Here is a 23,801-nt window from a genome sequence, read left to right as displayed (position 1 = left end):
GGTTTCGTGGTTCGCATCCGAGTCCTGGTCGTCGACGACCACCGTATCTTCGCCGAGTCCCTCGCCGCGGCGCTCGCCGCCGAGCCCGACGTCGATGTCTCCGCGGCCGGCAGCGGTCCCGCCGCGCTGCGCAGCCTGGAGCGCGCGGCCGGTGAGGGCCGCCGGTTCGACGTACTGCTCGTCGACGCCGACCTGGGGGGCAACGTCCCCGGGATACGACCCGCGGCGCCCGTGCAGGAAGGCGGCGTGGACGGAGTCGTGGACGGCATCTCCCTGGTCGCCGGGGTCCGTTCCGCGCAGCCCGGGGTGCGGGTCGTCGTGCTCGCCGAGAAGGACGATCCCCGGCGTGCCGCGCTGGCCCTGCAGGCCGGGGCGAGCGGCTGGGTCGCCAAGGACTGTTCGCTGTCGAGGCTGCTCACCGTCATCCGGGGCGTGCTGCGCGACGAGACGCATCTGCCGCCCGCCCTGCTCACCGGCGTGCTGCGCGAACTGACGGCCGCGCGCCGGCATCGCACCGAGAGCGAACGGCTGGTGGAGTCCCTCACCCCGCGCGAGCGGGAGGTCCTGCGGTGCATGGTCGCGGGCCTGGGCCGCAAGGCCGTCGCCGAACGCCTGTACCTCTCCCCGCACACGGTACGCACCCACATGCAGAACGTCCTCGGCAAACTGGGCGTCCACTCCACCCTCGCCGCCGTCGCACTGGCCCGCCGGGCCGGCGTGGGCCCAGCCGACCTGGGCCCCACGGCCCGCCTCACCCCAGAACAAAGCAACAGCGCCTGACCGGCTGCGGCGGCGCAGCGCCCTGAAGCAACGCGGGTCACCTGATCGCCTTCGGCCGGGCAACGCCCCAAAGGGGCGCGGGGAACTGCGCGACCAGCCCCCACCGGCCCGCGGCCGACGGACGCCCGAGCCCGTGGTGCTGTCGGCGGGTCGCCTGATGGGCTTCGGTCGAGCAACGCCCTAAAGGGGCGCGGGGAACTGCGCGACCAGCCCCCACCGGCCCGCGGCCGACGGACGGCCGAGCCGGTGGTGCTGTCGGCGGGTCGCCTGATCGGGTTCGGCGGTGCAGCGCGCCATAGGGGCGCGGGGAACTGCGCGACCAGCCCCCACCCGCCCGCAGACGACAACGGCCGAGCCCGCAGCGCACCTACCCGGGGATGTTGTCGAACGGCGCCGTCAACTGACGCAACAACGCCGCCAGTTCAACGCGCTGAGCGCGCGAGAGCTCCGCGAGAATCGCCCGTTCCTGGTCCAGCAGCCCCGCCAGCGCCTGGTCCGCACGGTCCCGACCCTCATCCGTGAGCCGCACCAGTACCCCGCGCCGGTCGCTGGGATCGGGCAGCCGCTCCACCAGACCCTTCTTCGCCAGCCGGTCGATACGGTTCGTCATCGTGCCCGACGTGACCAGGGTCTGGGTCAGCAACTGTCCGGGCGAGAGCTGATACGGCGTCCCCGCACGCCGCAGCGCCGTCAGGACGTCGAACTCCCACGGCTCCAGATTGTGCTCGGAGAAGGCCAGCCGACGCGCGCGGTCCAGGTGCCGGGCCAGCCGACTCACCCGGCTCAGAACCTCCAGCGGCTCCACGTCGAGGTCCGGGCGCTCCCGGCGCCACGCTGCGACCAGCCGATCGACCTCGTCCTCCATGGCGATCAGTGTAGTGGTTGTGTCGACATGAAGTCTCTTGACGTCGAGATACTTGCTTGCCAAGCTGAAGGCATGGCCGACCCCACCTGGGACCCCGCCCAGTACCTGCGGCACGCCGGACACCGTGCCCGCCCCTTCACCGACCTCCTGGCCCAGGTCCCCGACCTGCCCACCGACCCGCCCCGTATCGCCGACCTCGGCTGCGGCCCCGGCAACCTCACCGCACTGCTCGCCGCCCGCTGGCCCACCGCCAACATCACCGGCTACGACAACTCACCCGAGATGCTGCACCGGGCCCGCGCCGAGCACGCGGACGCCGGCCGCCTCGACTTCGCCCACGCCGACCTGCGCACGTGGGCGCCCAGTGAGCCGTACGACCTGATCTTCAGCAACGCCACGCTCCAGTGGATCCCCGATCACGCGGACCGTTTCGCCGACTGGATCGCCGGGCTCGTCCCCGGCGGCACCTTCGCCTTCCAGGTCCCCGGCAACTTCGACGCCCCCAGCCACCGCCTGATGCGCGAACTGGCCGCATCCCCGCGCTGGCGGGACCGCCTGTCCGGCACCCTCCGGCACGCCGACGCCGTCCTCACCCCCGAGGCCTACCTCGAACGCCTCACCGACCTCGGCTGCGCGGCCGACGTGTGGGAGACCACGTACATCCACCTCCTCACCGGCGAGGACCCGGTCCTCGACTGGGTGAAGGGCACCGGACTGCGCCCGATCCTCACCGCCCTCGCCGACGACCCCGACGCCGCGCGAGCCTTCGAGGACGAGTACCGCACCACCCTCCGCGAGGCCTATCCACCGACCCGGCACGGCACACCGTTCCCCTTCCGCCGCATCTTCGCGATCGCCCGCAAGGAGGCGTGATGATCACCGCCGTGGACCACGTCCAGCTCGCCGCCCCACCCGGCTGCGAGGACCGGCTGCGCGCCTACTACGCGGACGTCCTCGGCACGATCGAGATCCCCAAGCCACCGGCACTCGCGGCACGCGGCGGCTGATGGTTCCAGGCGGGGGCGGCGCAGCTGCACCTCGGCATCGAGCCCGACTTCCGCCCCGCCCGCAAGGCCCACCCGGGCCTGCGGGTCACGGACATCGCGTCGTACGCCGCCCGGCTCACCGCCCACGGCGCCACCGTCACCTGGGACGACCACCTCCCGGGCCACCGCCGCTTCTACTCCACGGACCCGGTCGGCAACCGCCTGGAGTTCCTGGAGCCGAACTGAACGGCACCCGCCCGCGCGCCGCCGGATCGCCGGTTCGGCAGCGCCGGTAAAAGGGGCGCGGGGAACTGCGCGACCAGCCACGACGGACCGCACGACGAACCACGACGGACCGCACGACGAACCACGACGGACTGCGCGACCAGCCACAACGGCGCCGCAGACGATCACCGCACGCACCACACCCCCAGCGCAGCGCTCAGCTCTTCCGATGCCCGATCAGCCGAGGCTTCTGCTCCAGCCCGTCCAGCCCGTGCCACGCCAGATTCACCAGATGCGCCGCCACCTCCGCCTTCTTCGGCCGGCGCACCTCCAGCCACCACTGCCCGGTCAGCGCGACCATGCCGACCAGCGCCTGGGCGTACAAGGGCGCGAGCTTGGGATCGAAACCGCGGCTTTTGAACTCGCGGCCCAGGATGTCCTCCACCTGGGTGGCGATGTCCGAGATCAGCGACGCGAACGAACCCGTCGACTGCGGGATGGGCGAGTCACGGACCAGGATGCGGAAACCGTCCGTGTACTCCTCGATGTAGTCCAGCAGCGCGAACGCCGCCTGTTCGCACAGTTCCCGGGGGTGGCCCGCCGTGAGCGAGCTGGTCACCATGTCCAGCAGGCGCCGCATCTCGCGGTCCACCACGACCGCGTACAGCCCTTCCTTGCCGCCGAAGTGCTCGTACACCACCGGTTTCGAGACGCCCGCCTTCGCCGCGATCTCCTCCACCGACGTGCCCTCGAAGCCCTTCGCGGCGAAGAGGGTGCGACCGATCTCCAGCAGCTGCTGGCGCCGCTCCGCACCGGTCATACGGGTACGGCGCGCACGCCGCGGCTTGTCGTTGCTGGGGGTGCTGCTGGAGTCGGTCGCCACGGCGTCAATCATGCCGCCTCGGCGGTCTGCCTCCCCCGCCGGGCGCCGTCTCCACCGGAGTTACGGCGGGAATCGATACGCGAGCGTGACGGCCAGCGCACGTCGTACGCCCACCCGGCGAGTTCGAACCAGCGGATCAGCCGGGCGGAGGAGTCGATCTGGCCGCGCTCCACACCGTGCCGCGCCGACGTCGGGTCGGCGTGGTGCAGGTTGTGCCAGGACTCACCGCAGGACAGGATCGCCAGCCACCACACGTTGCCCGACTTGTCCCGCGACTTGAACGGCCGCTTGCCCACGGCGTGGCAGATCGAGTTGATCGACCAGGTCACGTGGTGCAGCAGCGCCACCCGGACGAGCGACCCCCAGAAGAACCCGGTGAACGCGCCCCACCAGGACATCGTCACCAGACCGCCGATCAGCGCCGGCAGCGCCAGGGACACCACCGTCCAGACGATGAACTGCCGGGAGATCGCCCGCAGCGTCGGGTCCTTGATCAGGTCCGGCGCGTACTTGTCCTGCGGAGTGCGCTCCTCGTCGAACATCCAGCCGATGTGCGCCCACCACAGGCCCTTCATCAGGGCCGGGACGGTCTCGCCGTACCGCCACGGGGAGTGCGGGTCGCCCTCCGCGTCGGAGAACTTGTGATGCTTGCGGTGGTCGGCCACCCAGCGCACCAGGGGGCCCTCGACCGCCATGGACCCGGCGATCGCCAGCGCGATCTTCAGGGGCCGCTTGGCCTTGAACGAACTGTGGGTGAAGTGCCGGTGGAAACCGATCGTGATGCCGTGGCAGCCGAGGAAATAGAAGAAGACCAGCAGACCCAGGTCCAGCCAGCTCACCCCCCAGCCCCACGCCAGCGGCACCGCCGCCATCAGCGCGAGGAACGGGACGATGATGAAGAGCAGGAGCGCACCCTGCTCGACAGAACCCTTCCGGTCGCCGCCGAGCGTGGCGGACGGCAGGGGTCCGGTGGTGGCCTGAGAGGTCGACTTCGGGGCGTCGTCGATCACATCGGAGCTCGTGGTCATGGGTGCGTCCCCTGTGGGGTCGTGGGTTGAGACAGGTGCCGAGGGGTAGCGGAAAGGCGGGTACGGCTCGGACGAGACCTCCCTACGGTTCCGTAACCTACGGCGTCGTAAGTATGGCAGTGCGTCGCCCGGCGGCAAGAGCCCGTGGGCCTGCGCGTCCCGGCCGACACCTATCCTTGGAATCGGTCGGACAGCGCGGTCCGCTCTGATTCCTTCCCCGGAAGTCCGGCCCGTAATGCGGCGCCAGCCGTGCGACGGTCACCGGGTTCCCCACCACACGAGCTTCAGACGAGCTTCAACACTGCAAGGAGCCGCACCTGTGAGCAGTGCCGACGACCAGACCACGACCAGCAGTGAGCTGCGCGCCGACATCAGGCGGCTGGGCGACCTCCTCGGCGAGACCCTCGTCCGCCAGGAAGGCCCTGAGCTGCTGGAACTCGTCGAGAAGGTGCGCCGCCTCACCCGTGAGGACGGCGAGGCCGCCGCCGAGCTGCTGCGCGGCACCGAACTGGAGACGGCGGCCAAGCTGGTCCGCGCCTTCTCCACCTACTTCCACCTGGCCAACGTCACCGAGCAGGTGCACCGCGGCCGCGAGCTGCGCGCCAAGCGTGCCGCCGAGGGCGGACTTCTCTCCCGTACCGCCGACCGGCTGAAGGACGCCGACCCCGAGCACCTGCGGGAGACCGTCCGCCACCTCAATGTTCGTCCGGTGTTCACGGCCCACCCCACCGAGGCCGCCCGCCGTTCGGTCCTCAACAAGCTCCGGCGCATCGCCAAGCTCCTCGACACCCCGGTCCTCGACTCCGACCGGCGCCGCCACGACACCCGGCTGGCCGAGAACATCGACCTCGTCTGGCAGACCGACGAGCTGCGCGTCGTACGCCCCGAACCGGCCGACGAGGCCCGCAACGCGATCTACTACCTGGACGAGCTGCACGCCGGCGCCGTCGGCGACGTCCTGGAGGACCTGACGGCGGAACTGGAGCGCGTCGGCGTCAAGCTTCCCGACGACACCCGCCCCCTCACCTTCGGCACCTGGATCGGCGGCGACCGAGACGGCAACCCCAACGTGACCCCCGAGGTCACCTGGGAGGTGCTGATCCTCCAGCACGAGCACGGCATCAACGACGCCCTGGAGATGATCGACGAACTCCGCGGCTTCCTGTCGAACTCCATCCGCTACACCGGCGCCACCGAGGAACTCCTGGAGTCCCTCCAGGCCGACCTGGAGCGCCTGCCCGAGATCAGCCCCCGCTACAAGCGCCTCAACGCCGAGGAGCCCTACCGGCTCAAGGCCACCTGCATCCGGCAGAAGCTGGAGAACACCAAGCAGCGCCTCGCCAAGGGCACCCCGCACGAGCCGGGCCGCGACTACCTCGGCACCGGCGAGCTGCTGCACGACCTGAAGCTGATCCAGACCTCGCTGCGCGAGCACCGCGGCGGCCTGTTCGCCGACGGCCGCCTGGACCGCACCATCCGCACCCTGTCCGCGTTCGGCCTCCAGCTCGCCACCATGGACGTACGCGAACACGCGGACGCCCACCACCACGCCCTCGGCCAGCTCTTCGACCGGCTCGGCGAGGAGTCCTGGCGGTACGCCGACATGCCGCGTGACTACCGTACGAAGCTCCTCGCCAAGGAACTCCGCTCGCGCCGTCCGCTCGCCCCCAGCCCCGCGCCCGTCGACGCGGCCGGCGCCAAGACCCTCGGCGTCTTCCAGACGGTCAAGAAGGCCCTGGAGGTCTTCGGCCCCGAGGTCATCGAGTCGTACATCATCTCGATGTGCCAGGGCGCCGACGACGTCTTCGCCGCCGCCGTCCTCGCCCGCGAGGCGGGCCTGATCGACCTGCACGCGGGCTGGGCCAAGATCGGCATCGTGCCGCTGCTGGAGACCACGGACGAGCTCAAGGCCGCCGACACGATCCTGGAGGACATGCTCGCCGACCCGTCCTACCGGCGCCTCGTCGCGCTCCGCGGCGACGTCCAGGAGGTCATGCTCGGCTACTCCGACTCCTCCAAGTTCGGCGGCATCACGACGTCCCAGTGGGAGATCCACCGCGCCCAGCGGCGCCTGCGTGACGTCGCCCACCGCTACGGCGTCCGCCTGCGCCTCTTCCACGGCCGTGGCGGCACCGTCGGCCGCGGTGGCGGCCCCACCCACGACGCGATCCTCGCCCAGCCCTGGGGCACCCTGGAGGGCGAGATCAAGGTGACCGAGCAGGGCGAGGTCATCTCCGACAAGTACCTCATCCCGTCCCTGGCGAGGGAGAACCTGGAGCTGACGGTCGCGGCCACCTTGCAGGCCTCCGCCCTGCACACCGCGCCCCGCCAGTCCGTGGAGGCCCTCGCCCGCTGGGACGCCGCGATGGACGTCGTCAGCGACGCGGCGCACGCTGCGTACCGCAGGCTGGTGGAGGACCCGGACCTGCCGGCGTACTTCTTCGCCGCCACGCCCGTGGACCAGCTCGCCGACCTGCACCTGGGTTCGCGGCCGTCGCGCAGGCCCGACTCCGGCGCGGGTCTGGACGGCCTGCGGGCCATCCCGTGGGTGTTCGGCTGGACCCAGTCCCGGCAGATCGTCCCCGGCTGGTTCGGCGTCGGCTCCGGCCTCAAGGCGCTGCGCGAGGCGGGCCTGGACACCGTGCTCGACGAGATGTACGGGCAGTGGCACTTCTTCCGCAACTTCGTCTCCAACGTCGAGATGACGCTGGCCAAGACGGACCTGCGGATCGCCGGCCACTACGTCGACACCCTCGTCCCGGACGAGCTGAAGCACGTCTTCGACACCATCCGCGCCGAGCACGACCTGACCGTGCGCGAGATCCTCCGGGTCACCGGCGAGGACGAACTCCTCGACGCCCAGCCGGTGCTGAAGCAGACCTTCACCATCCGCGACGCCTACCTGGACCCGATCTCCTACCTCCAGGTCGCCCTCCTCAAGCGCCAGCGCGACGCCGCGGCCGCGGGCTCCGAGCCCGACCCGCTGCTCGCACGGGCCCTGCTGCTGACCGTGAACGGCGTGGCGGCGGGCCTGCGCAACACGGGCTGACGCATGCGGACATGACGGTGCCCCCGTGCTGCGTACGAGCACGGGGGCACCGCCCTTTCTACGGCTATGAGCCCTGGTTGGCCTTACGGCGCCGGAAGACCAGGAAACCGCCGACGGCGAGCAGCGCGGCCGCCCCACCGGCGAGCAGGCCGACGGGGGCGCCGTTACCGGTCTCGGCAAGATCGCCCGCGCTGCTGCCGCCCTGCGCGGACGGGGAGGCGGCGGGAGCGGCACCCTCCTGGGACGCGCTCGGGGAGGCGGCCGGAGCCTCGGCGCCCTCGCCGGTCTCCGACGGCGCGGTGGACGGCGTCGTACCGTCGGTGTCCTCCTCGGAGCCGCTCTCGTCGGAGCCGCCCTCGTCGGTGTCGTCGTCGGAGCCGCCGCCCGGCGTCGTGCCCTCGGTCACCGGGCAGGTGTGCGACAGGTTGAACAGCTCCAGTTCACCGCCGCGCACCTCGGCGACCGCCGAGGTCAGCTCGGCGCCCGGCAGCGACCACACGTACGCGTGCTTGTCGGACGGCGGACCGAAGTCCGTCACCACCTGCTGCCCGCCCGGCTCGAAGGTGACGGTCAGCTTCACGAAGTCCGACGAGTTCCCCGGCAGCACGAAGTGCCAGCCGTCCTGCCCGTCGGGCACGCCGGGGCACTGCTTCCGGCTCTGCTGCGGGGCACCGTCGTCGTCGGCGGTGGCGGTGCGCGGAAGCTGCTGACGCAGCTGCACGCTGTACGTGTCGTCACCGGAGTCGGTGGCGTGTGCGGCGGCCGGGGAGACGAGCAGCGCGGCCGCGGCGACGGCGGACAGGGCGCCGGCGCGAGTGAGGGTATGCATGGGGCAGTCCATCTTCGAAGTGACCAACGGGGAAGATGTGGAGGGGGCGGCTAAGGATCCTGCCGAGCCGGGCAACGGATCAAGCACGAACAGGCAACGCACAGACTCTCCACAGATGTGGAGGGCGACGATACGCCGTCAGACCACCGCGAACGCGGCCGTGATGAGCGCGCCTCCGGCCCCCGCCATGGCCCACGCGACCCGCGTCCGCCCCAGCCCACCCGCGACCACCACGGACGCGAGCAGTAGCGCCCCGCCCAGCGGCACCCAGGAGTAGAGCACCCCCGCAGGACCCGAACGGACGACCTCGCTGCCGCCCGGCTTCACCACAACGGTGTACGTCTCCCCGTCCCGCACGGCTGCCGAGTGCTCGATGACCACCCGCTCACGGGCCTGCGACCCCGCGGAGATCGGCGTGTACGGTCCGGCGCAGGTGTCGTCCCCGCAGCCGGCCACCTTGATCGTCCCGCTCTCCCGCCCCTTGGTGAGCATCACGTACTGGGCGGAACTCCAGGACGCCCACACCCCCGCGATCAGTATCAGCGCCGCGACGACACCCATCGCCGCGAGCCGCCCGAACCGCAGCGCGACGAACGCGCCCTGACTGGAGACGACGGCAGAAGGCATGGCGGCGATCCTTGGCCATGCCTACACGGTCAGTCAACTGGGGGTGGGGGAGACACGTCAGGGCGGGAAGGGGACAAGTCAGGAGTTGTACGAACTCTGCGCCCGCTCCAGCCCCTCGGTCACCAGACACTCCACCGCGTCCGCCGCCCGGTCCACGAAGCAGTCCAGCTCCTTGCGCTCGGCGGCGGAGAAATCCTTCAGCACGAAATCGGCGACCTGCATCCGCCCCGGAGGCCGCCCAATACCGAACCGCACCCGGTGATAGTCCCGCCCCATCGCCTTCGTCATCGACTTCAACCCGTTGTGCCCGTTGTCGCCACCGCCCAGCTTCAGCCGCAGCGTGCCGTAGTCGATGTCCAACTCGTCATGAACGGCGACGATGTGGTCGACAGGCACCTTGTAGAAATCGCGCAACGCGTTCACCGGCCCGCCGGACAGATTCATGTACGACATCGGCTTCGCCAGCACCACCCGGCGGCTCGCCGGCCCCGGCGGACCGATCCGCCCCTCGACGACCTGCGCCTGCGCCTTGCCCGCCCGCTTGAACCGGCCACCCATCCGCTCCGCCAGCAGATCAGCCACCATGAACCCCACGTTGTGCCGGTTCATCGCGTACTCGGGCCCGGGATTCCCCAGCCCCACGATCAGCCAGGGGGCACCCGCGTCGGTCGTCACGTCCATGTCTCCTTGATACGCGCCAGCCGCTGCCCCCACAGGGAACAGCGGCTGACGAAACGAAAAAGGTGAGGATCAGGCCTCGGTCGAGGCCTCCGCGCCCTCGCCCGCCGCGGCCTCCTCGCCCTCCGGGGCCTCCTCGGCCTGCGCGGCCAGGACCTGGAGAACCACCGCGTCCTCCTCGACCGCCAGCGTCACGCCGTTCGGCAGCTTGACGTCCTTGGCGTGGACAGAGGCACCGGCCTGCAGACCCTCCACGGACACCGTGAAGTTCTCCGGGATGTGGGTCGCCTCGGCCTCGACCGGCAGCGCGTTCAGCACGTGCTCCAGCAGGTTGCCGCCCGGCGCCAGCTCGCCCTCGGCGACCACCGGAACCTCGACGGTGACCTTCTCGCCCCGCTTGACCAGCAGCAGGTCGACGTGCTCCAGGAAACCCTTCAGCGGGTCACGCTGCACGGACTTCGGGATCGCCAGCTCGTTGGACTTGCCGTCGATGTCCAGGGAGATCAGGACGTTCGGCGTACGCAGCGCCAGCAGCAGGTCGTGGCCCGGGAAGGTCAGGTGCAGCGGCTGGGAACCGTGCCCGTACAGCACACCGGGAACCTTGTTGTCACGGCGGATACGACGGGCGGCACCCTTGCCGAACTCCTTGCGAGTCTCGACGGAAAGCTTTACCTCGGACATGCGGATCACTCCTCGTAGGTACTAGGAACGGACGTGGTCACCCGGCCACGAACGGCCTGCTACGAAGAGCGCGTCGATAACGGACCGCCGTACCCCGTCCAAGAACGGACCACGGCCTCCCTCGCCGAGCAACTGCAACAGAATACTCGGCGAGGGAGGCCACAGAGAAGTCGATCATCAGCGCCCTCCGGGCGCGGGCGATCAGCCTGAGTTGAAACTCACTGCTCGTCGAACAGGCTCGTCACCGATCCGTCCTCGAACACCTCACGCACCGCACTCGCGATCGTCGGCGCGATCGACAGCACCTTGATCTTGTCCAGGTCACGCGCCAGCTCACCCGGCGTCGGCAGCGTGTTCGTGAACACGAACTCGCTCACCCGGGAGTTCTTCAACCGGTCCGCCGCCGGACCCGACAGCACACCGTGCGTCGCCGTCACGATGACATCCTCCGCACCGTGCGCGAACAGCGCGTCCGCGGCGGCGCAGATCGTCCCACCCGTGTCGACCATGTCGTCCACCAGGACACACACCCGGCCCTTGACCTCACCCACGACCTCGTGGACGGTCACCTGGTTCGCCACATCCTTGTCGCGCCGCTTGTGCACGATCGCCAGCGGCGCCCCCAGCCGGTCGCACCAGCGGTCCGCGACCCGCACCCGGCCCGCGTCCGGCGAGACCACCGTCAGCTTCTCCCGGTCCACCTTCGCGCCCACATAGTCGGCCAGCAGCGGCAGCGCGAACAGGTGATCCACCGGCCCGTCGAAGAAGCCCTGAATCTGGTCCGTGTGCAGATCCACGGTCAGGATCCGGTGCGCACCCGCCGTCTTCATCATGTCCGCGATCAGACGCGCCGAGATCGGTTCACGTCCACGGTGCTTCTTGTCCTGCCGCGCGTAACCGTAGAAGGGCACGATGACCGTGATGGAGCGGGCCGACGCACGCTTCAGCGCGTCGATCATGATCAGCTGCTCCATGATCCACTGATTGATCGGAGCCGTGTGGCTCTGGATCACAAAACAGTCCGCGCCACGCGCCGACTCCTGATAACGGACGTAGATCTCACCGTTCGCGAAATCGAAGGCCTTCGTCGGGACGACCCCGACACCCAGCTGGTGGGCGACCTCCTCGGCAAGCTCGGGGTGGGCGCGGCCGGAGAAGAACATCATCTTCTTCTCGCCGGTCGTCTTGATCCCGGTCACAGCACTGTCTCCTCAGAGGTGTCTCAGCTGGATGTCGACACGACGTCTCAACTGGACGAGATACGTCGTCTCAGCTGGTGGGGTGCGGATGTGCACTTATCACGGTACGCCGTCCCAGACGCACCTGTTTCCGGTCAGCCCTCGCCGTCCGGCTCCCGGGACGCCGCCTCGGCCGCCTTCGCAGCCGCGCTCCCCGGACGCTTACGAGCCACCCAACCCTCGATATTCCGCTGCTGACCACGGGCCACGGCCAGCGAACCGGGCGGCACATCCTTCGTGATCACGGACCCGGCGGCGGTGTAAGCACCGTCCCCGATCGTGACAGGAGCCACAAACATGTTGTCCGCTCCCGTCTTGCAGTGGGACCCGACAGTGCTGTGGTACTTCTTCTCCCCGTCGTAGTTCACGAACACGCTCGCGGCGCCGATGTTCGAGTGCTCACCGATGGTCGCGTCACCGACGTAGGACAGGTGCGGCACCTTGGTGCCCTCACCGATGGAGGCGTTCTTCGTCTCCACATACGTACCGATCTTGGCCTTCAGCCCGAGCCGCGTACCGGGCCGCAGATAGGCATACGGCCCCACAGTCGCCTCCGGCCCGACCTCCGCCCCGTCGGACACCGTGTTGTCCACGCGCGCACCGGCCCCGACGCGGGTGTCCGTCAGCCGGCTGTTGGGGCCGACCTCCGAACCCTCACCGAGATGCGTCGCACCCTGCAGCAGGGTGTTCGGGTGCACGAGGACATCCCGCTCGAAGCTCACCGTCACATCGACCCAGGTGGACGCGGGATCGACGACCGTGACACCGGCCAGCATGGCGGCGGTCAGCAGCCGGTCGTTGAGGATGCGCCGCGCCTCGGCGAGCTGCACACGGTTGTTGATCCCCGCGATCTCACGGTAATCACCGGCCACCGAGGCACCGACACGGTGCCCGGCCTCGCGCAGGATCCCGAGGACATCGGTCAGATACTCCTCGCCCTGACTGTTGTCCGTACGGACCTTCTTCAGCGCGTCCGCGAGCAACTGCCCGTCGAAGGCGAAGACACCCGAGTTGATCTCCCGGATCGCCCGCTGCTCGTCACTGGCGTCCTTGTGCTCGACGATCGCGGTCACGGCCCCCGAGGCCGGGTCCCGCACGATCCGCCCGTACCCGGTGGCGTCCGGCACCTCGGCGGTCAGCACGGTGACGGCGTTGCCGTCCTCGGAGTGCGTACGGGAGAGGTTCTTGAGCGTCTCACCGGTCAGAAGGGGCGTATCACCACAGACGACGACAACAGTCCCGTCCACGGCACCCCCCAACTCCTCCAGCCCCATCCGGACGGCGTGACCCGTGCCGTTCTGCTGCGCCTGGACGGCGGTGCGTACGTCGGGGGCGACCTCGGCGAGATGAGCGGTGACCTGCTCGCGGGCGTGCCCGACGACGACGACCAGGTTCTCGGGCTTCAACTCACCGGCGGCGGCGAGCACATGGCCCACCAGGGAACGGCCACAGATCTCATGCAGGACCTTGGGTGTGGCCGACTTCATACGGGTGCCCTCACCCGCTGCGAGTACGACGACGGCTGCCGGGCGAATGGCGCTCACGGGATGCCCTTCGGCTGTGGAGGGGGTGTGGACAACCGCAGGATACCGGGGTGGGTCAGGGCCCGAACTGGGCATGTGCTCCCGGGGGAGGACTCGAACCCCCATGATCAGAACCAAAATCTGACGTCTTGCCCTTAGACGACCCGGGATTACCGCAATGTCCGATTCTGTAGATCGGATGCGGTGGCAGCCCCTACTATGCCGCACCACCAGCCTTCGACGCGACGGTACAGCTCAGCACTCTGGCGTACATCTTGCGCATACCGTCCAGCCGGATTCCGGTCGGTTTCGTTGTCGTTCGGATACGGAGTGTGGTGTGGCCAAGTCGTCGAAACTCGCCGGAAAAGCGAAGGCCACCGCCCGTAGGCTTGAGGCATGACCACGACGGGGGAAGCGCGCGCCGAGGGCCTGAGCGGGCCGTGGTGGTGGGTGCGATGGCGTAGTGCGGTGCTGGACGGGACGCTTGCGCTGCTGTCCGCGGTGGAGTGCGGTGTCGAGGGCGTGCCGTTCGCCCGGGACGCGGGGATTCCGGTGGCCGCGGGGGTGGTCTTCGGGGTGCTGGCCGGTTCGACGCTGCTGCTGCGCCGGATGTGGCCGATTGCCGTCGTCCTGGTGTCGGTCGCGATCTCGCCGGCGCAGATGGGTGTCCTGCTGACCGTCGTCGGCCTGTACACGCTCGCCGCGTCCGAGCTGCCGCGCCGGATCATCGCGGCGCTGGCGGGGATGTCGCTGGTGGGCACGCTGGTGGTGACGTTCGTACGGGCGCAGCAGGACATGACGCGGGGCGAGGTGTCGAATCTTGGGGACTGGTTCGTCCCATTCATTTCGATCACCGCTTCGCTCGGGGTCACCGCGCCGCCGTTGCTGCTGGGCCTGTATGTGGGTGCTCGGCGTCGGTTGATGGAGAGCCTTCGGGAGCGTGCCGACAGTTTGGAGCAGGAGCTTCAGTTGCTCGCGGAGCGGGCGGAGGAGCGGGCCGAGTGGGCGCGTAATGAGGAGCGGACCCGGATCGCGCGGGAGATGCATGACGTTGTCGCGCATCGGGTGAGCCTGATGGTCGTGCATGCCGCGGCCCTTCAGGCGGTCGCTCGGAAGGACCCGGAGAAGGCGGTGAAGAATGCCGCGCTGGTGGGGGACATGGGGCGGCAGGCGTTGACCGAGTTGCGGGAGATGCTGGGGGTGCTGCGCAGCGGGGACGGTGGCGCGGGTCGGCGCGAGGGGGCGTCGGTGCCGTTGGCCGCGGTGGGGGCGGCCGCGGCTGCGGCGGCTTCGCGGGCGGTCGTGGACGAGGACGGCGCCGTGGGGGACGGGCCGTGTCTGTCCGAGCTGGATGAGTTGATCGGGCAGTCGGCCGCCGCGGGGATGGTGGTCGATCTGTCGGTGGAGGGTGAGGCGCGGTTGTATGCGCCGGAGGTGGAGCAGACGGCGTACCGCGTGGTGCAGGAGGCGCTGACCAACGTCCACAAGCATGCGGCGGGGGCGAAGACGCATGTGCGGTTGGCGCATCGGGTGTCGGAGATCGCGATGCAGGTGGAGAACGAGCCGTCGCCGGAGGCCTCGTCCGCGTCCTCGGCCCGGTTGCCGTCGGGGGGCAATGGGCTGGTGGGGATGAGGGAGCGGGTCGTCGGGTTGGGTGGGGTGTTTGTGTGCGGGCCGACGGACGCGGGGGGTTTTCGGGTGTCGGCGGTGATTCCGGCGTCGTAGGGAGGTCGTAGGGGGTGGGTGTCAGCCTGTGGTGAGGCGGGCTGGTTCCATGCCGGCGACGAGGGTGGTGAGGGCCTGGTCGATGTCGGGGCCGAGGTACCAGTCGCCGGTGTGGTCGAGGGCGTAGACGCGGCCTTCGGTGTCGATGGCGAGGAGTGCCTGGGTGTCGGGTTCGGCGCCGAGGGGGCTGACTTCGGTGTCGAGGGCGCGGCCGAGGTCTCCGAGGGTGCGGGCCAGGTGGAGGCCGTGCAGGGGGTCCAGGTGGAGGTTGGCGGGGGCGAGCTGGCGGCCGGGGCCGGTGGGGGTGATGTGCAGGCCGCCGAATTCGGCCCAGGCTTCGACGGCGGCGGGGAAGACGGCGTGCCGGTGGCCGGCGGGTGAGGTGTGGTCGCGGAGGGTGTCGGCCCAGATCTCGGCCTGTTTGATGTCCCAGCGTCCGGGTTGCCAGCCGGCGGCGCGCAGGGCGGCGTCGACGGGTACGGCGAAGCGGGTGGTGGAGGTGCGGTCGGTGTGCATCGGCCCCTCGTTCGTCGTGCGTGCGTGGTGCTGTCTGTGCTGGGGGATGGTCAGTCGTGTGTTGCCGTGGGGTCGACGATGCGGACGCCGAAGTGGGCGCTGAGGGCGGTGCAGGCGCGGCAGGGCGCGGCGAAGCTGCCGTGCAGGGGGTCGCCGTCCTCGCGGATGCGGCGGGCGGTGAGTTTGGCTTGTTTGAGGGCTTTGCGGGCTTCGCCGTTGGTCATGGGTTTGCGGGCGGCGCGTTTGCTGCGGGCGGCGTCGGCGGTGGCGATGTGCCGGGAGATGAGGATGGCTTCGGCGCAGCGGCCGGTGAAGCGGTCGCGTTGGGCGCTGGTGAGGGTGTCGAGGAAGTCCTGGACGAGGGGGTGGAGTGCTGGGGGCTGGTCGCCGCGGGCGGCGGTGCCGGTGAGGGTGGCGCCGCGGACGGACAGGGCGGCGGCGATGGTCGGGAGTATGCCGTCGCGGCGGTGACGGAGGGTGGGTGCGGGGCGGGAATCGGTGGCGCTCCAGCCGATGCGTGGGTCACCGGATGTGCTGGCGTGTGGTCCCGTTTGCGTCGCGTTCATGATCGTTTGTTCCCCTCCGTGCGTCCCCCGTGCATCCCCCGTGCATGCCCCCGGCGGACACAGAGTGCCAAATGCCGTGGCCGGTGCGGAAGCTGGGGCGTTGCGACACGCCCGGTCGGGGCGGGTTGTCACGGTGGGGTGACGGCTGGTCACCGTGGGCGGAGTGAGGGTTTCCGGTGCTGTGACGTGCGCCGGTGACCGGTTTCGTCGTACCGCATAGGCTGTCGGCACCGCGATACGCGGTCAACGCGTTGGAGACAGTCGATACGGGGCGTAGCGGGCCGAAGGGTTCAGAGGGTTCGCTACGGGTCGTACCAGAGTGCCGCAGGGGGCAACCGCCATGACGACAGGTCGGCTCGGGGAGCAAGCCGCGCCGCCGAACGCGGCCTATGCCGGGCAGGTCGTGCATTTCCCGGATCCGGTCCGGGCGTCCCGTCACCCGAGAGGGGTACGGGTGGACGAGCGCGGCTACCCCGACTTCTCGCCCTATGCGCGCGCGGTCGCGGAGATCGCGGAGCCGCCGGCGGGTTTCGGTGTGGACGAGTTGCGGCTGACGGACTATGTGTCGGCGAATGCGGCGTTGTCGGCGTCCGGGCACGACTTGTGGGACACGGTGGCGCCGGTGGCGACGCCGCACGGCTGGACGTGGCATCACGTGGCGGGTTCGCGGCGGCTGGAGTTGGTGCCGGTCGAGGTGAAGGCGTTGCTGCGGCATCACGGTGGGATCGCCACGGCCGCGGTGGACCAGGCGAAGCGGGGGACGCGCCCGCTTCAGGAGACGCGGCCGGCGCATTTCGGGTTGCCGAAGTCGGGTCTTGCGGTGACGGAGGCGCAGGTGCTGGGGGTCGAGGAGGACCTCGGGTACCGGTTGCCGGGTGCGTACCGTTCGTTTCTGAAGGCGGCGGGTGGATGTGCGCCCGTCGGGACGGCGCTGGACGCGGAGTTGGGGCTGCTGATCGACCAGCCGTTCTTCACGGTGCGGGACGAGGCGGCGGTCAATGACCTGGTGTATGTGAACAAGTGCCTGCGGGACCATCTGACCAAGGATTACTTGGGTGTTGGGTTTGTGCAGGGTGGTCTGCTCGCTGTGAAGGTGAAGGGCGAGCGGATCGGTTCGGTGTGGTTCTGCGCGTACGACGACGCTCGGGACGTCGACCCTTCGTGGTCGCCCGCGGAGCGGGTGGAGCGGTTGCTGCTGCCGTGCGGGGAGGACTTCGACGTCTTTCTGTCGCGGTTGGCGGGGTCGCCGCCGGAGTTGGAGACGGTGGCCAATCTGATGGTGGACGGCGGTTTCGCGCGGGCGGTCGACGTCTCGTCCTCGGTGTCGGTGGGGGAGTGAGCTGACGATGGTGACGTTCGCGCAGGCGCAGGAGCGCGCGGAAGAGTGGATCAACGGGGATGTGCCGTCGTACCAGCATCGTGAGGTGCGGGTGCGGGAGTTCGAGCTCGGGTTCGTGGTGTGGGCCGAGGATCGTTCGGACGGTCCGCGTTCGGACGGGGGCGGGCAGCGGCTGGTGATCGCGCGGGACAGCGGGGAGGCCACGTTGTGGCCTTCGCTGCCGGTGGGGGAGGTCATTCGGCGGTACGAGGAGGAGTACGGGCGTCCTGAGGGGGCTGCCCAGCCGGTGGCTGCGCCTGCGGAGCGGGTGGATCTGAATCAGACGTCGTTCTTGTTGAGTCCGCCGGAGTGGTTGCAGGAGGCGGCGGACAAATTGGGGATTCCGGATCGGCGGGGGGCTGGTTCGGGTTCGGGGGCCGGTTCGGGTTCGGGGGTTGGAGGTTCGGCTGCTGCCCCTGCTGGGGGTGGCGATAGCGGGGCGGGGGCTGCTGGTAGTGGGGCGGCTTGGCCTGCTGCCGGGGGTGGTGCTGAGGGGGCGTCGGATACTGAGGCGGGCTCGGGGGCGCGTGTAGGGGCGCCGCTTGGTGCATCGGGCGCCTCTAGCGCGCCCAACGCGCCTGTGGGGGCGACTCCGTGGGCCGGGACGGACACCAACGCCGATGCCGGTGAGGACCGTTCCGTGCCGTTGCCGGAGACCGTGTTCGCGCCGCCGTTGAGTGGGGCCGATGAGGGGGAGCCACGGGTGGCGCCTCCGGAGGCGCAGACGGCGTTGATGGCGGGGGGTAGTCAGCTTCCGCCTACGGCGGTTGCGCCGGCGGTCGATGAGGCCGGTGCGCCGGGCGCGGGCGCCGTGCCGGGGGGCGCGTCGGCGGGCGGTACGCCTCCGCAGGCGCCGGCTGCGCAGACGTATGGGTATCCGCAGGGGGTGGGTGGCGCTGGTGGCCCCGCTGTCCCCGGTGGCTCGGGTGGCTCCGGTGGTGGGGCTGTGCTGGGTACGCCGCCGCCTCCGCCGGTGCCGGGTACGCCACCTCCGGGTGCTCCGGGTGCTCCGGGTGCTCCGGGTGCTCCGGGTGCTCCGGGGTACGGCTATCCGCAGGCGCCGGGTGCGCCCCAGCCGTCGGCCGGTGCGGGGCGGCCGCTCGCTCCGAATGCCGGGGACATCGCCGACGCCGCCACGAGCAAGGCGGCGCCTCCGCCGCGTCGGGCGCGGGGTGGAGGTGCGACGCCGCCTCCGCCGCCGGGTGCTCCGGGTACGCCGGGTGCGCGCCCGGGGAGTACGCCTCCGCCGCCCGGTGCGCCAGGTGCACCGGCGGGTGGATACGTACCCACGCAGCTTGTGTCGGCCCTCGGGCCCGACGGTCCTGAGGGCCCTGCCGCCGGTCCGGGCGCGCCGCAGGCGCCGGGTGCTCCGACTCCGCCCGGGCCTGCGAACCCGCCGGGAACTCCGGGAACTCCGGGGGCGCCGGGCACGCCGGGCGGTACGCCTCCCGGTGGTGTCCACCACGCCGCCACGATGCTGGCCGACCCGGGTCAGTCGGGCCCGGGTGGGGGCGCGCCGCAGCCTCCGGGCGTGCCTCAGCCTCCGCGTGCCCCTGGTATGCCGGGCGCGCCTCAGCCGCCGAGCGCCCCGGGTGCGCCGGGTGCGCCGGGCGCAGTCGGCGCACAGGGCTCCGCAGGGGGCGCGCATGGTGCCGTACACCACGCGGAGACCGTGCTGGCCGCGCCCCCCGTTGGCGCCCCCGGCGCGCCTCCGCCCCCGCAGGCCCCCGGTACGCCCCCGCCCCCGCCGCCAGGGGCGCCAGGCGCCCCTGGCGCTCCCGGCATGCCTCCGGGCGCCCCGCAGCCGATGCCCCCGGCGGCGGGCGCGATGCCGCCGCCCCCCGCTCCCCCGGCGCCCGGCCAGCAGCCGATGCCGGGGCAGTCGGTTCCCGGGCAGCCACCGGCGTACGGCTATCCGCAGCAGGGTCAGCCGACCGTCGGCCCGGGCTATCAGGCCGTACTGCGCTACCGCGCGCAGGACGGCTCGGAGCAGCAGCTGATCCGGCGTTCGGCGCCGGGTACGCCGCACCCGGAGTGGCAGATCTTCCATGAGCTGCGGGCGATGAACGTGCCGCCGGACCAGGTGCTGGAGCTGCACACCGAGTTGGAGTCGTGCGAGCTGCCGGGCGCGTACTGCGCGCGGATGATCCGCGAGCAGTGGCCGCAGGCGCGGATCACGAGCATCGCGCCGTACGGCACGGACCACGCGAGCCGCCAGCAGGGTATGCAGCAACTGATCGCCCACCAGGGTGAGTTGCATCAGGTGGCCGACGGTCCCGCGCGCCCCGCGCCGGTGCGTGCGCCGTTGCCGCCGGTGCCACCGGCGCCGCCGATTCCGCCGGAGGGTGTGGCGCAGGAGCTGGCGGGGGCGTTCGGGCCGGGCGTGTTCCGGTTCGAGCAGGCGGCGGTGTCCCGGCAGGGCGTCCCGCCGGTCGTGGCGCACACGCTGGTCGTGGCCGGACTGCCGCTGGACATGGGGCCGTTCTTCTGGGCGCAGGCCCAGCCGGGGCGGCCGGTGCCGACGCTCGCCGAGCTGGCACAGGAGCGTGGGGTGCAGCCGGCGTCGGACGCGGGCTCGTACCTCGTCATGGGCAGCGACTTCGGCAAGGCGATCTGTGTGCAGTACGGCACGGCGAACATCGTGGCCGTACCGGTGGAGGCCGGGCCCGGTGGTGCGCCGGTGCCGCCGCAGTTCGTGAACACCGGGCTGCCGGAGTTCGTGCGCTGTCTGGCGCTGCTCGGCCGGATGTGGCGCCTGCGGTTCGGCCTGAACCAGGAGCAGGCGGGCCGCTGGACCGTCGACTTCCAGGCCCAGTTGGCAGCCCTCGATCCGGCGGCGCTGGGTTCGCCGGAGAGCTGGTGGTCGGTGCTGCTGGAGCAGATGTGGGACGGGTTGCTGTGAGGCGGATACAGAGCTGACATCCCCTGCGGGGAGGGCCGGGCCTGGTCGTGTGACCGGGCCCGGCCGTTCTGTTGTTCGGGATGTATGCGCGCCGTGCCAGCTGCCGCGCAACGGCTACGGACTGTCGGCGACGGAGTGTCGGATTATGACCACTTCTGTCCGATACATCAAAATATGCGCTAAATCGACGTCCCTCGAGGGGTTCCGCATGAGCAGCGCATCCGTGTCGCCGCATGGCTTTGTGACAGTCCGGGGGCGCGGCTACCGCCCCGAGCAGGTCGATGCGTACGCCGACGCGTTGTCCGAGGATCGTGACGCCGCCTGGGAACGAGCCGCCCGCCTCACTGTTCTGGCCAGGGAGATGGAGGAGGAGGCCGAGGAGCTGCGCGAGACGGTGGCCGAGCTTCCGCAGCAGACGTACGAGGCGCTCGGGGAGGGCGCGCGGCGCCTTTTCCAGATGGCGCAGGAGGAGGCCGCGGCGGTACCGGAGCGCGCCCGGCGCGCGGCGCGCGAGCAGCTTGCGCAGGCCGAGGCGTACGTCGACGGTATGCGCCGGGCGGCGCAGAAGGAGGCGGACGCGCTGCTGGCGGAGGTCGAGGAACGTGCCCGGCACCGGCTGCTCGCGGCGCAGGCCGAGGCGGACGAGATCCGTATTTCCGCCCGGCGTGAGGTGAAGGAGGGGCGCGCGGAGGCGCTTTCCGCGTTGCGCGAGGTCCGGCAGCGTACCGACGCGATGCTGGCCGAGCAGGAGAAGGAGCGCGCCGAGCGCTGGGCCGCGGTGGAACGCGAGGCCGAGGAGGGCGCCGCCGCCGTGGACGCGCAGTACGCCGAGCGGTTCGCGCGCGCGGAGGCCGCGTTGGCGGAGGCGCAGCAGGAGTTCGCCGACGCCGAGCAGGCCGTCGACCGTCGGCAGGAGGAGGCGCGGGCGCTGGCCGCCGAGGTGCTCGCGCAGGCGCGGGCGCGGGAGGACGAGATCGCCCGCGAGACGGAACGGGTGTTGCGGGAGCACGGGGAGCGCTGGGACGACGTGCAGGCGCACATCGACTGCGTACGCAACAGCCTCGCGGCGCTGACGGGCGGGCGCGCGCCGACGGAGTGAGCAGCGCCGGGCGTCCCGGTGCACGGTCAGTCCTTCAGGTCCTTCAGTCCTTCCTGCGTACCGCCCCCGCCAGAATCCACCCCTCCACCGCCTCGTACTGCCGCCGCTGCTCCTCCGCCTTCCGCCGGCCGGACACCATCGTCCCCAGCCAGCCGAAGGCGAAGCCCAGGGGGACGGAGACAAGGCCCGTCGTGGTGAAGGGGAAGTATGTGAAGTCGGCCTCGGGGAAGGCGGAGACGGGCGATCCGGAGACCAGGTTGGTGCCGGGCATCAGGATCACGACCGCGAGGGAGCCGCCGATGAGGGTGCTCAGCAGGCCGGTTCGGGTGTAGCGGCGCCAGAAGAGGGCGTAGACCAGGGCGGGCGCGATGGCGGAGGCGCCCAGGGAGAAGGACAGCGTCACCAGGGGTTGCAGGCTGCGGTGCTGGACCAGCGTGGCCAGCAGGATCGTCGGGATGCCGATCGCGGCGGCAGAGACGCGGGCCAGCGTCATCTCGCGTCGGGCGGTCAGGTCCTGGACGCGGTCGGCGAAGACGTCGTGGGCGAGGGAGTTGGCGCAGGCGAGGATCATGCCCGCGACCGAGGCGAGCACCGTCAGGAAGACGGCGGTGGTGACCGCCGTGAACAGGAACGTCTCGGTAGTGGTCACCTCCGGTCCGAGTGCCGCCTGGGAGCCCAGCAGATAGGCGGAGTTGCCCTGCGGGTCGGCGCGGGCGATGGTCTCGCGGCCGATCAGCGCGGTCGCGCCAATACCGACGACCGTGATGATCAGCACGAAGACCGCGACACTGGACACCGCCCAGGACATCGAGCGGCGTACCTGGCGGGCGCTGGACGCGGTGTACATGCGCATGGTGACGTGCGGAAGGCAGGCGCCGCCCAGCACCACGCACAACTCGGCGGTGATCATGTCGAGGCGAGGGAACGGCCCGCCTTCGAACTGCAGTCCGGAGGCGAGGAACGCGTCGTCCACGCCGCTGCGCTCCGCCGCCGTGTCGAACAGCGCGACGGGATCCCAGTCGAACTTGTTCAGCACGAGTAAGGCGACCACCGCCCCCGACCCGAGCAGCATCACCATCTTCAGGATCTGGATGAGTGCGGTCCCTTTCATCCCCCCGATCGCGGCATAGCTGATCATCAGGGCGCCCAACCCGACGATGCAGCCCGTCTCCACCCCTGTGCCGGAAATTCCCAGCAGAAAGGCCACCAACTGTCCCGTGCCCGCGAGCTGGACCAGCATCATCGGCAACAGCGCGGCCAGCGTCACCACACATGCGGTCACCCGCACACACCGCCCCGGCATACGGCGTGCGAAGGCGTCTCCCATCGTGAAACGGCCCGCGTTCCGCAGAGGTTCCGCCAGCAGGAACATCAGCAGCATCAGCGACAGGGCCGTGCTGAGCGCCAGCACGATCCCGTCGTGGCCGTACAGCGCGATCACCCCGCCCGTGCCGAGCACGGTCGCCGCGGAGATGTAGTCGCCGGCGATCGCCAGGCCGTTGCGCATCGGGGACAGGGAGCTGTAGCCGGTGTAGAACTCGTCGAGGTCGTCCCGGTCGGGGCCGGTCATCACACACAGCAGCAGCGTGATCGTGGCGACGACGGTGAACGCCACCAGTGACATCGTCTCCGCCGACTCACTGAAGCCGGTCACCGTGCCGCCCCCCGCCTGGCGTCCAGCGCGGCCTGCCGGCGGATCCGGTCCGCGAGCGGATCGACCCGCACGCGCGCGGTGTGCTCGTACAGTGCGATCGCCAGCCAGGTGACCGGCAGTTGGGCCAGCGCGAGCAGCAGTCCGGCCGGCAGCCCACCGGCGACCTCGGCCGTCATGAACCCCGGCGCGAACGCCGACAGCACCAGGAACAGCGTGAAGTAGCCGAGCGCGGTGAGTGTCGCCACCCGCCGCTGCCAGCGGTAGGCGCTGCGCAGGATGCGCAGATCGCTGTGGTGCCCGAGCGGTGCGTGCACCGGCGCACGCCGCGTGGCGGGCTCGGGCTGTGGCTCCGGTTGCCAGGGGTAGGTGGGGTACGTCGGTGAGGCGGTCGGGACGTTGTGGGGCAGCGGCGAGAAGGAGTGGTCGGGCGGCGGATTTGACGGATATCGCGGGTGTGGCGACAACGGGTCGTGGGACATCCCGTGCTCCTTGCGCGGCTCGGGTCCGTGGCGGCGGACCGCAGGGAGGTGGGGGGCGGGCCACGCACGCTACTCGGCGGTCCCTGGGTG

Annotated in this window: 20 protein-coding genes, 1 tRNA gene and 1 pseudogene; 8 read left to right on the top strand and 14 right to left on the bottom strand. The window is 70.8% G+C overall.

Annotation, left to right across the window (positions count from 1 at the left end; translation table 11 throughout):
- Positions 1–6: 6 nt before the first annotated feature.
- Positions 7–780: a LuxR C-terminal-related transcriptional regulator gene (locus tag SSP24_RS22440; RefSeq protein ID WP_167529657.1), complete on the top strand. Its 774-nt coding sequence runs from the start codon at positions 7–9 to the stop codon at positions 778–780.
- A 367-nt stretch (positions 781–1,147) separates the two neighbouring features.
- On the opposite strand, the gene tamR is transcribed toward SSP24_RS22440, so the two are convergent.
- The gene (gene tamR, locus SSP24_RS22435; protein WP_141311478.1) at positions 1,148–1,645 is read right to left on the bottom strand and encodes a MarR family transcriptional regulator TamR; all 498 of its coding nucleotides are present in this window, start codon (positions 1,643–1,645) and stop codon (positions 1,148–1,150) included.
- A gap of 27 nt (positions 1,646–1,672) precedes the next feature.
- Between tamR and SSP24_RS22430 the strand changes: the two genes are divergently transcribed.
- Both SSP24_RS22430 and SSP24_RS22425 read left to right on the top strand, forming a co-directional pair.
- Entirely contained in the window at positions 1,673–2,518 is an 846-nt protein-coding gene (locus SSP24_RS22430; protein ID WP_373306756.1) for a trans-aconitate 2-methyltransferase, read from the top strand.
- Positions 2,518–2,877: pseudogene (locus SSP24_RS22425) on the top strand (VOC family protein). Before SSP24_RS22430 ends, SSP24_RS22425 begins: the two are co-directional and overlap by 1 nt.
- A 196-nt stretch (positions 2,878–3,073) precedes the next feature.
- Here SSP24_RS22425 and SSP24_RS22420 read toward each other — a convergent pair.
- A complete protein-coding gene (locus tag SSP24_RS22420) occupies positions 3,074–3,751 on the bottom strand; it encodes a TetR/AcrR family transcriptional regulator (protein ID WP_141311476.1) in 678 nt (225 codons plus the stop codon).
- Positions 3,748–4,767, bottom strand: coding sequence for an acyl-CoA desaturase (locus SSP24_RS22415; protein ID WP_141311475.1), 1,020 nt, complete (start codon positions 4,765–4,767; stop codon positions 3,748–3,750). Before SSP24_RS22415 ends, SSP24_RS22420 begins: the two co-directional genes overlap by 4 nt.
- A gap of 319 nt (positions 4,768–5,086) precedes the next feature.
- On the opposite strand from SSP24_RS22415, the gene ppc reads away from it, so the two are divergent.
- Positions 5,087–7,816 (top strand): phosphoenolpyruvate carboxylase, encoded by a 2,730-nt coding sequence (gene ppc / locus SSP24_RS22410; protein ID WP_141311474.1) that lies wholly within the window; start codon positions 5,087–5,089, stop codon positions 7,814–7,816.
- A 64-nt stretch (positions 7,817–7,880) separates the two neighbouring features.
- Here ppc and SSP24_RS22405 read toward each other — a convergent pair whose 3' ends face one another.
- The 7 genes from SSP24_RS22405 to SSP24_RS22375 all read right to left on the bottom strand — a co-directional run bounded on the left by SSP24_RS22405 (position 7,881) and on the right by SSP24_RS22375 (position 13,562).
- Positions 7,881–8,645: an LPXTG cell wall anchor domain-containing protein gene (locus SSP24_RS22405; RefSeq protein ID WP_229865724.1), complete on the bottom strand. Its 765-nt coding sequence runs from the start codon at positions 8,643–8,645 to the stop codon at positions 7,881–7,883.
- Between the two features lie 138 nt (positions 8,646–8,783).
- Positions 8,784–9,272, bottom strand: coding sequence for a hypothetical protein (locus SSP24_RS22400; RefSeq protein ID WP_141311472.1), 489 nt, complete (start codon positions 9,270–9,272; stop codon positions 8,784–8,786).
- Between the two features lie 78 nt (positions 9,273–9,350).
- Positions 9,351–9,953, bottom strand: coding sequence for an aminoacyl-tRNA hydrolase (gene pth, locus SSP24_RS22395; RefSeq protein ID WP_141311471.1), 603 nt, complete (start codon positions 9,951–9,953; stop codon positions 9,351–9,353).
- 69 nt (positions 9,954–10,022) lie between these two features.
- The gene (locus SSP24_RS22390; protein ID WP_141311470.1) at positions 10,023–10,631 is read right to left on the bottom strand and encodes a 50S ribosomal protein L25/general stress protein Ctc; all 609 of its coding nucleotides are present in this window, start codon (positions 10,629–10,631) and stop codon (positions 10,023–10,025) included.
- Between the two features lie 218 nt (positions 10,632–10,849).
- Complete coding sequence (locus SSP24_RS22385; protein WP_141311469.1) at positions 10,850–11,830, bottom strand: ribose-phosphate diphosphokinase; 981 nt, start codon at positions 11,828–11,830, stop codon at positions 10,850–10,852.
- Between the two features lie 134 nt (positions 11,831–11,964).
- A complete protein-coding gene (gene glmU / locus SSP24_RS22380; RefSeq protein ID WP_141311468.1) occupies positions 11,965–13,413 on the bottom strand; it encodes a bifunctional UDP-N-acetylglucosamine diphosphorylase/glucosamine-1-phosphate N-acetyltransferase GlmU in 1,449 nt (482 codons plus the stop codon).
- A 78-nt stretch (positions 13,414–13,491) separates the two neighbouring features.
- Positions 13,492–13,562 (bottom strand) — tRNA-Gln (locus SSP24_RS22375).
- 226 nt (positions 13,563–13,788) lie between these two features.
- On the opposite strand from SSP24_RS22375, the gene SSP24_RS22365 reads away from it, so the two are divergent.
- Positions 13,789–15,117: a sensor histidine kinase gene (locus SSP24_RS22365; RefSeq protein ID WP_141311466.1), complete on the top strand. Its 1,329-nt coding sequence runs from the start codon at positions 13,789–13,791 to the stop codon at positions 15,115–15,117.
- Between the two features lie 21 nt (positions 15,118–15,138).
- On the opposite strand, the gene SSP24_RS22360 is transcribed toward SSP24_RS22365, so the two are convergent.
- The gene (locus SSP24_RS22360; RefSeq protein WP_141311465.1) at positions 15,139–15,633 is read right to left on the bottom strand and encodes an SUKH-3 domain-containing protein; all 495 of its coding nucleotides are present in this window, start codon (positions 15,631–15,633) and stop codon (positions 15,139–15,141) included.
- A gap of 50 nt (positions 15,634–15,683) precedes the next feature.
- Positions 15,684–16,199 carry a YwqJ-related putative deaminase gene (locus tag SSP24_RS22355; RefSeq protein ID WP_141311464.1) on the bottom strand — a complete coding sequence of 172 codons (516 nt, stop codon included), beginning with the start codon at positions 16,197–16,199 and terminating at the stop codon, positions 15,684–15,686.
- A 340-nt stretch (positions 16,200–16,539) separates the two neighbouring features.
- Here SSP24_RS22355 and SSP24_RS22350 point away from each other — a divergent pair, with 340 nt between their 5' ends.
- The 3 genes from SSP24_RS22350 to SSP24_RS22340 all read left to right on the top strand — a co-directional run bounded on the left by SSP24_RS22350 (position 16,540) and on the right by SSP24_RS22340 (position 21,578).
- A complete protein-coding gene (locus SSP24_RS22350; protein ID WP_141311463.1) occupies positions 16,540–17,538 on the top strand; it encodes an SMI1/KNR4 family protein in 999 nt (332 codons plus the stop codon).
- A gap of 7 nt (positions 17,539–17,545) precedes the next feature.
- Positions 17,546–20,479 (top strand): SUKH-4 family immunity protein, encoded by a 2,934-nt coding sequence (locus SSP24_RS22345; RefSeq protein ID WP_141311462.1) that lies wholly within the window; start codon positions 17,546–17,548, stop codon positions 20,477–20,479.
- Between the two features lie 208 nt (positions 20,480–20,687).
- On the top strand, positions 20,688–21,578 hold the full coding sequence (locus SSP24_RS22340; protein WP_141311461.1) for a coiled-coil domain-containing protein: 891 nt from the start codon (positions 20,688–20,690) through the stop codon (positions 21,576–21,578).
- A gap of 43 nt (positions 21,579–21,621) precedes the next feature.
- On the opposite strand, the gene SSP24_RS22335 is transcribed toward SSP24_RS22340, so the two are convergent.
- A complete protein-coding gene (locus SSP24_RS22335; protein ID WP_141311460.1) occupies positions 21,622–23,232 on the bottom strand; it encodes a sodium/solute symporter in 1,611 nt (536 codons plus the stop codon).
- On the bottom strand, positions 23,229–23,711 hold the full coding sequence (locus SSP24_RS22330; RefSeq protein ID WP_141311459.1) for a DUF485 domain-containing protein: 483 nt from the start codon (positions 23,709–23,711) through the stop codon (positions 23,229–23,231). Before SSP24_RS22330 ends, SSP24_RS22335 begins: the two co-directional genes overlap by 4 nt.
- Between the last annotated feature and the right edge of the window lie 90 nt (positions 23,712–23,801).

The sequence above is a fragment of the Streptomyces spinoverrucosus genome (assembly GCF_006539505.1).
GTDB classification, from domain to species: Bacteria; Actinomycetota; Actinomycetes; order Streptomycetales; family Streptomycetaceae; genus Streptomyces; species Streptomyces spinoverrucosus.
The sequence above is the reverse complement of the archived record's forward strand: the minus strand, read 5'-3'. Positions and strand labels throughout refer to the sequence as shown.

Coding starts and splice junctions, on each gene's coding strand:
- tamR (WP_141311478.1), bottom strand. CDS start 1,645: ATGGAGGACGAGGTCGATCGGCTGGTCGCAGCGTGGCGCCGGGAGCGC.
- SSP24_RS22430 (WP_373306756.1), top strand. CDS start 1,673: ATGAAGTCTCTTGACGTCGAGATACTTGCTTGCCAAGCTGAAGGCATG.
- SSP24_RS22420 (WP_141311476.1), bottom strand. CDS start 3,751: ATGATTGACGCCGTGGCGACCGACTCCAGCAGCACCCCCAGCAACGAC.
- SSP24_RS22415 (WP_141311475.1), bottom strand. CDS start 4,767: ATGACCACGAGCTCCGATGTGATCGACGACGCCCCGAAGTCGACCTCT.
- SSP24_RS22405 (WP_229865724.1), bottom strand. CDS start 8,645: ATGCATACCCTCACTCGCGCCGGCGCCCTGTCCGCCGTCGCCGCGGCC.
- SSP24_RS22400 (WP_141311472.1), bottom strand. CDS start 9,272: ATGCCTTCTGCCGTCGTCTCCAGTCAGGGCGCGTTCGTCGCGCTGCGG.
- pth (WP_141311471.1), bottom strand. CDS start 9,953: ATGGACGTGACGACCGACGCGGGTGCCCCCTGGCTGATCGTGGGGCTG.
- SSP24_RS22390 (WP_141311470.1), bottom strand. CDS start 10,631: ATGTCCGAGGTAAAGCTTTCCGTCGAGACTCGCAAGGAGTTCGGCAAG.
- SSP24_RS22365 (WP_141311466.1), top strand. CDS start 13,789: ATGACCACGACGGGGGAAGCGCGCGCCGAGGGCCTGAGCGGGCCGTGG.
- SSP24_RS22360 (WP_141311465.1), bottom strand. CDS start 15,633: ATGCACACCGACCGCACCTCCACCACCCGCTTCGCCGTACCCGTCGAC.
- SSP24_RS22355 (WP_141311464.1), bottom strand. CDS start 16,199: ATGAACGCGACGCAAACGGGACCACACGCCAGCACATCCGGTGACCCA.
- SSP24_RS22350 (WP_141311463.1), top strand. CDS start 16,540: ATGACGACAGGTCGGCTCGGGGAGCAAGCCGCGCCGCCGAACGCGGCC.
- SSP24_RS22345 (WP_141311462.1), top strand. CDS start 17,546: ATGGTGACGTTCGCGCAGGCGCAGGAGCGCGCGGAAGAGTGGATCAAC.
- SSP24_RS22340 (WP_141311461.1), top strand. CDS start 20,688: ATGAGCAGCGCATCCGTGTCGCCGCATGGCTTTGTGACAGTCCGGGGG.
- SSP24_RS22330 (WP_141311459.1), bottom strand. CDS start 23,711: ATGTCCCACGACCCGTTGTCGCCACACCCGCGATATCCGTCAAATCCG.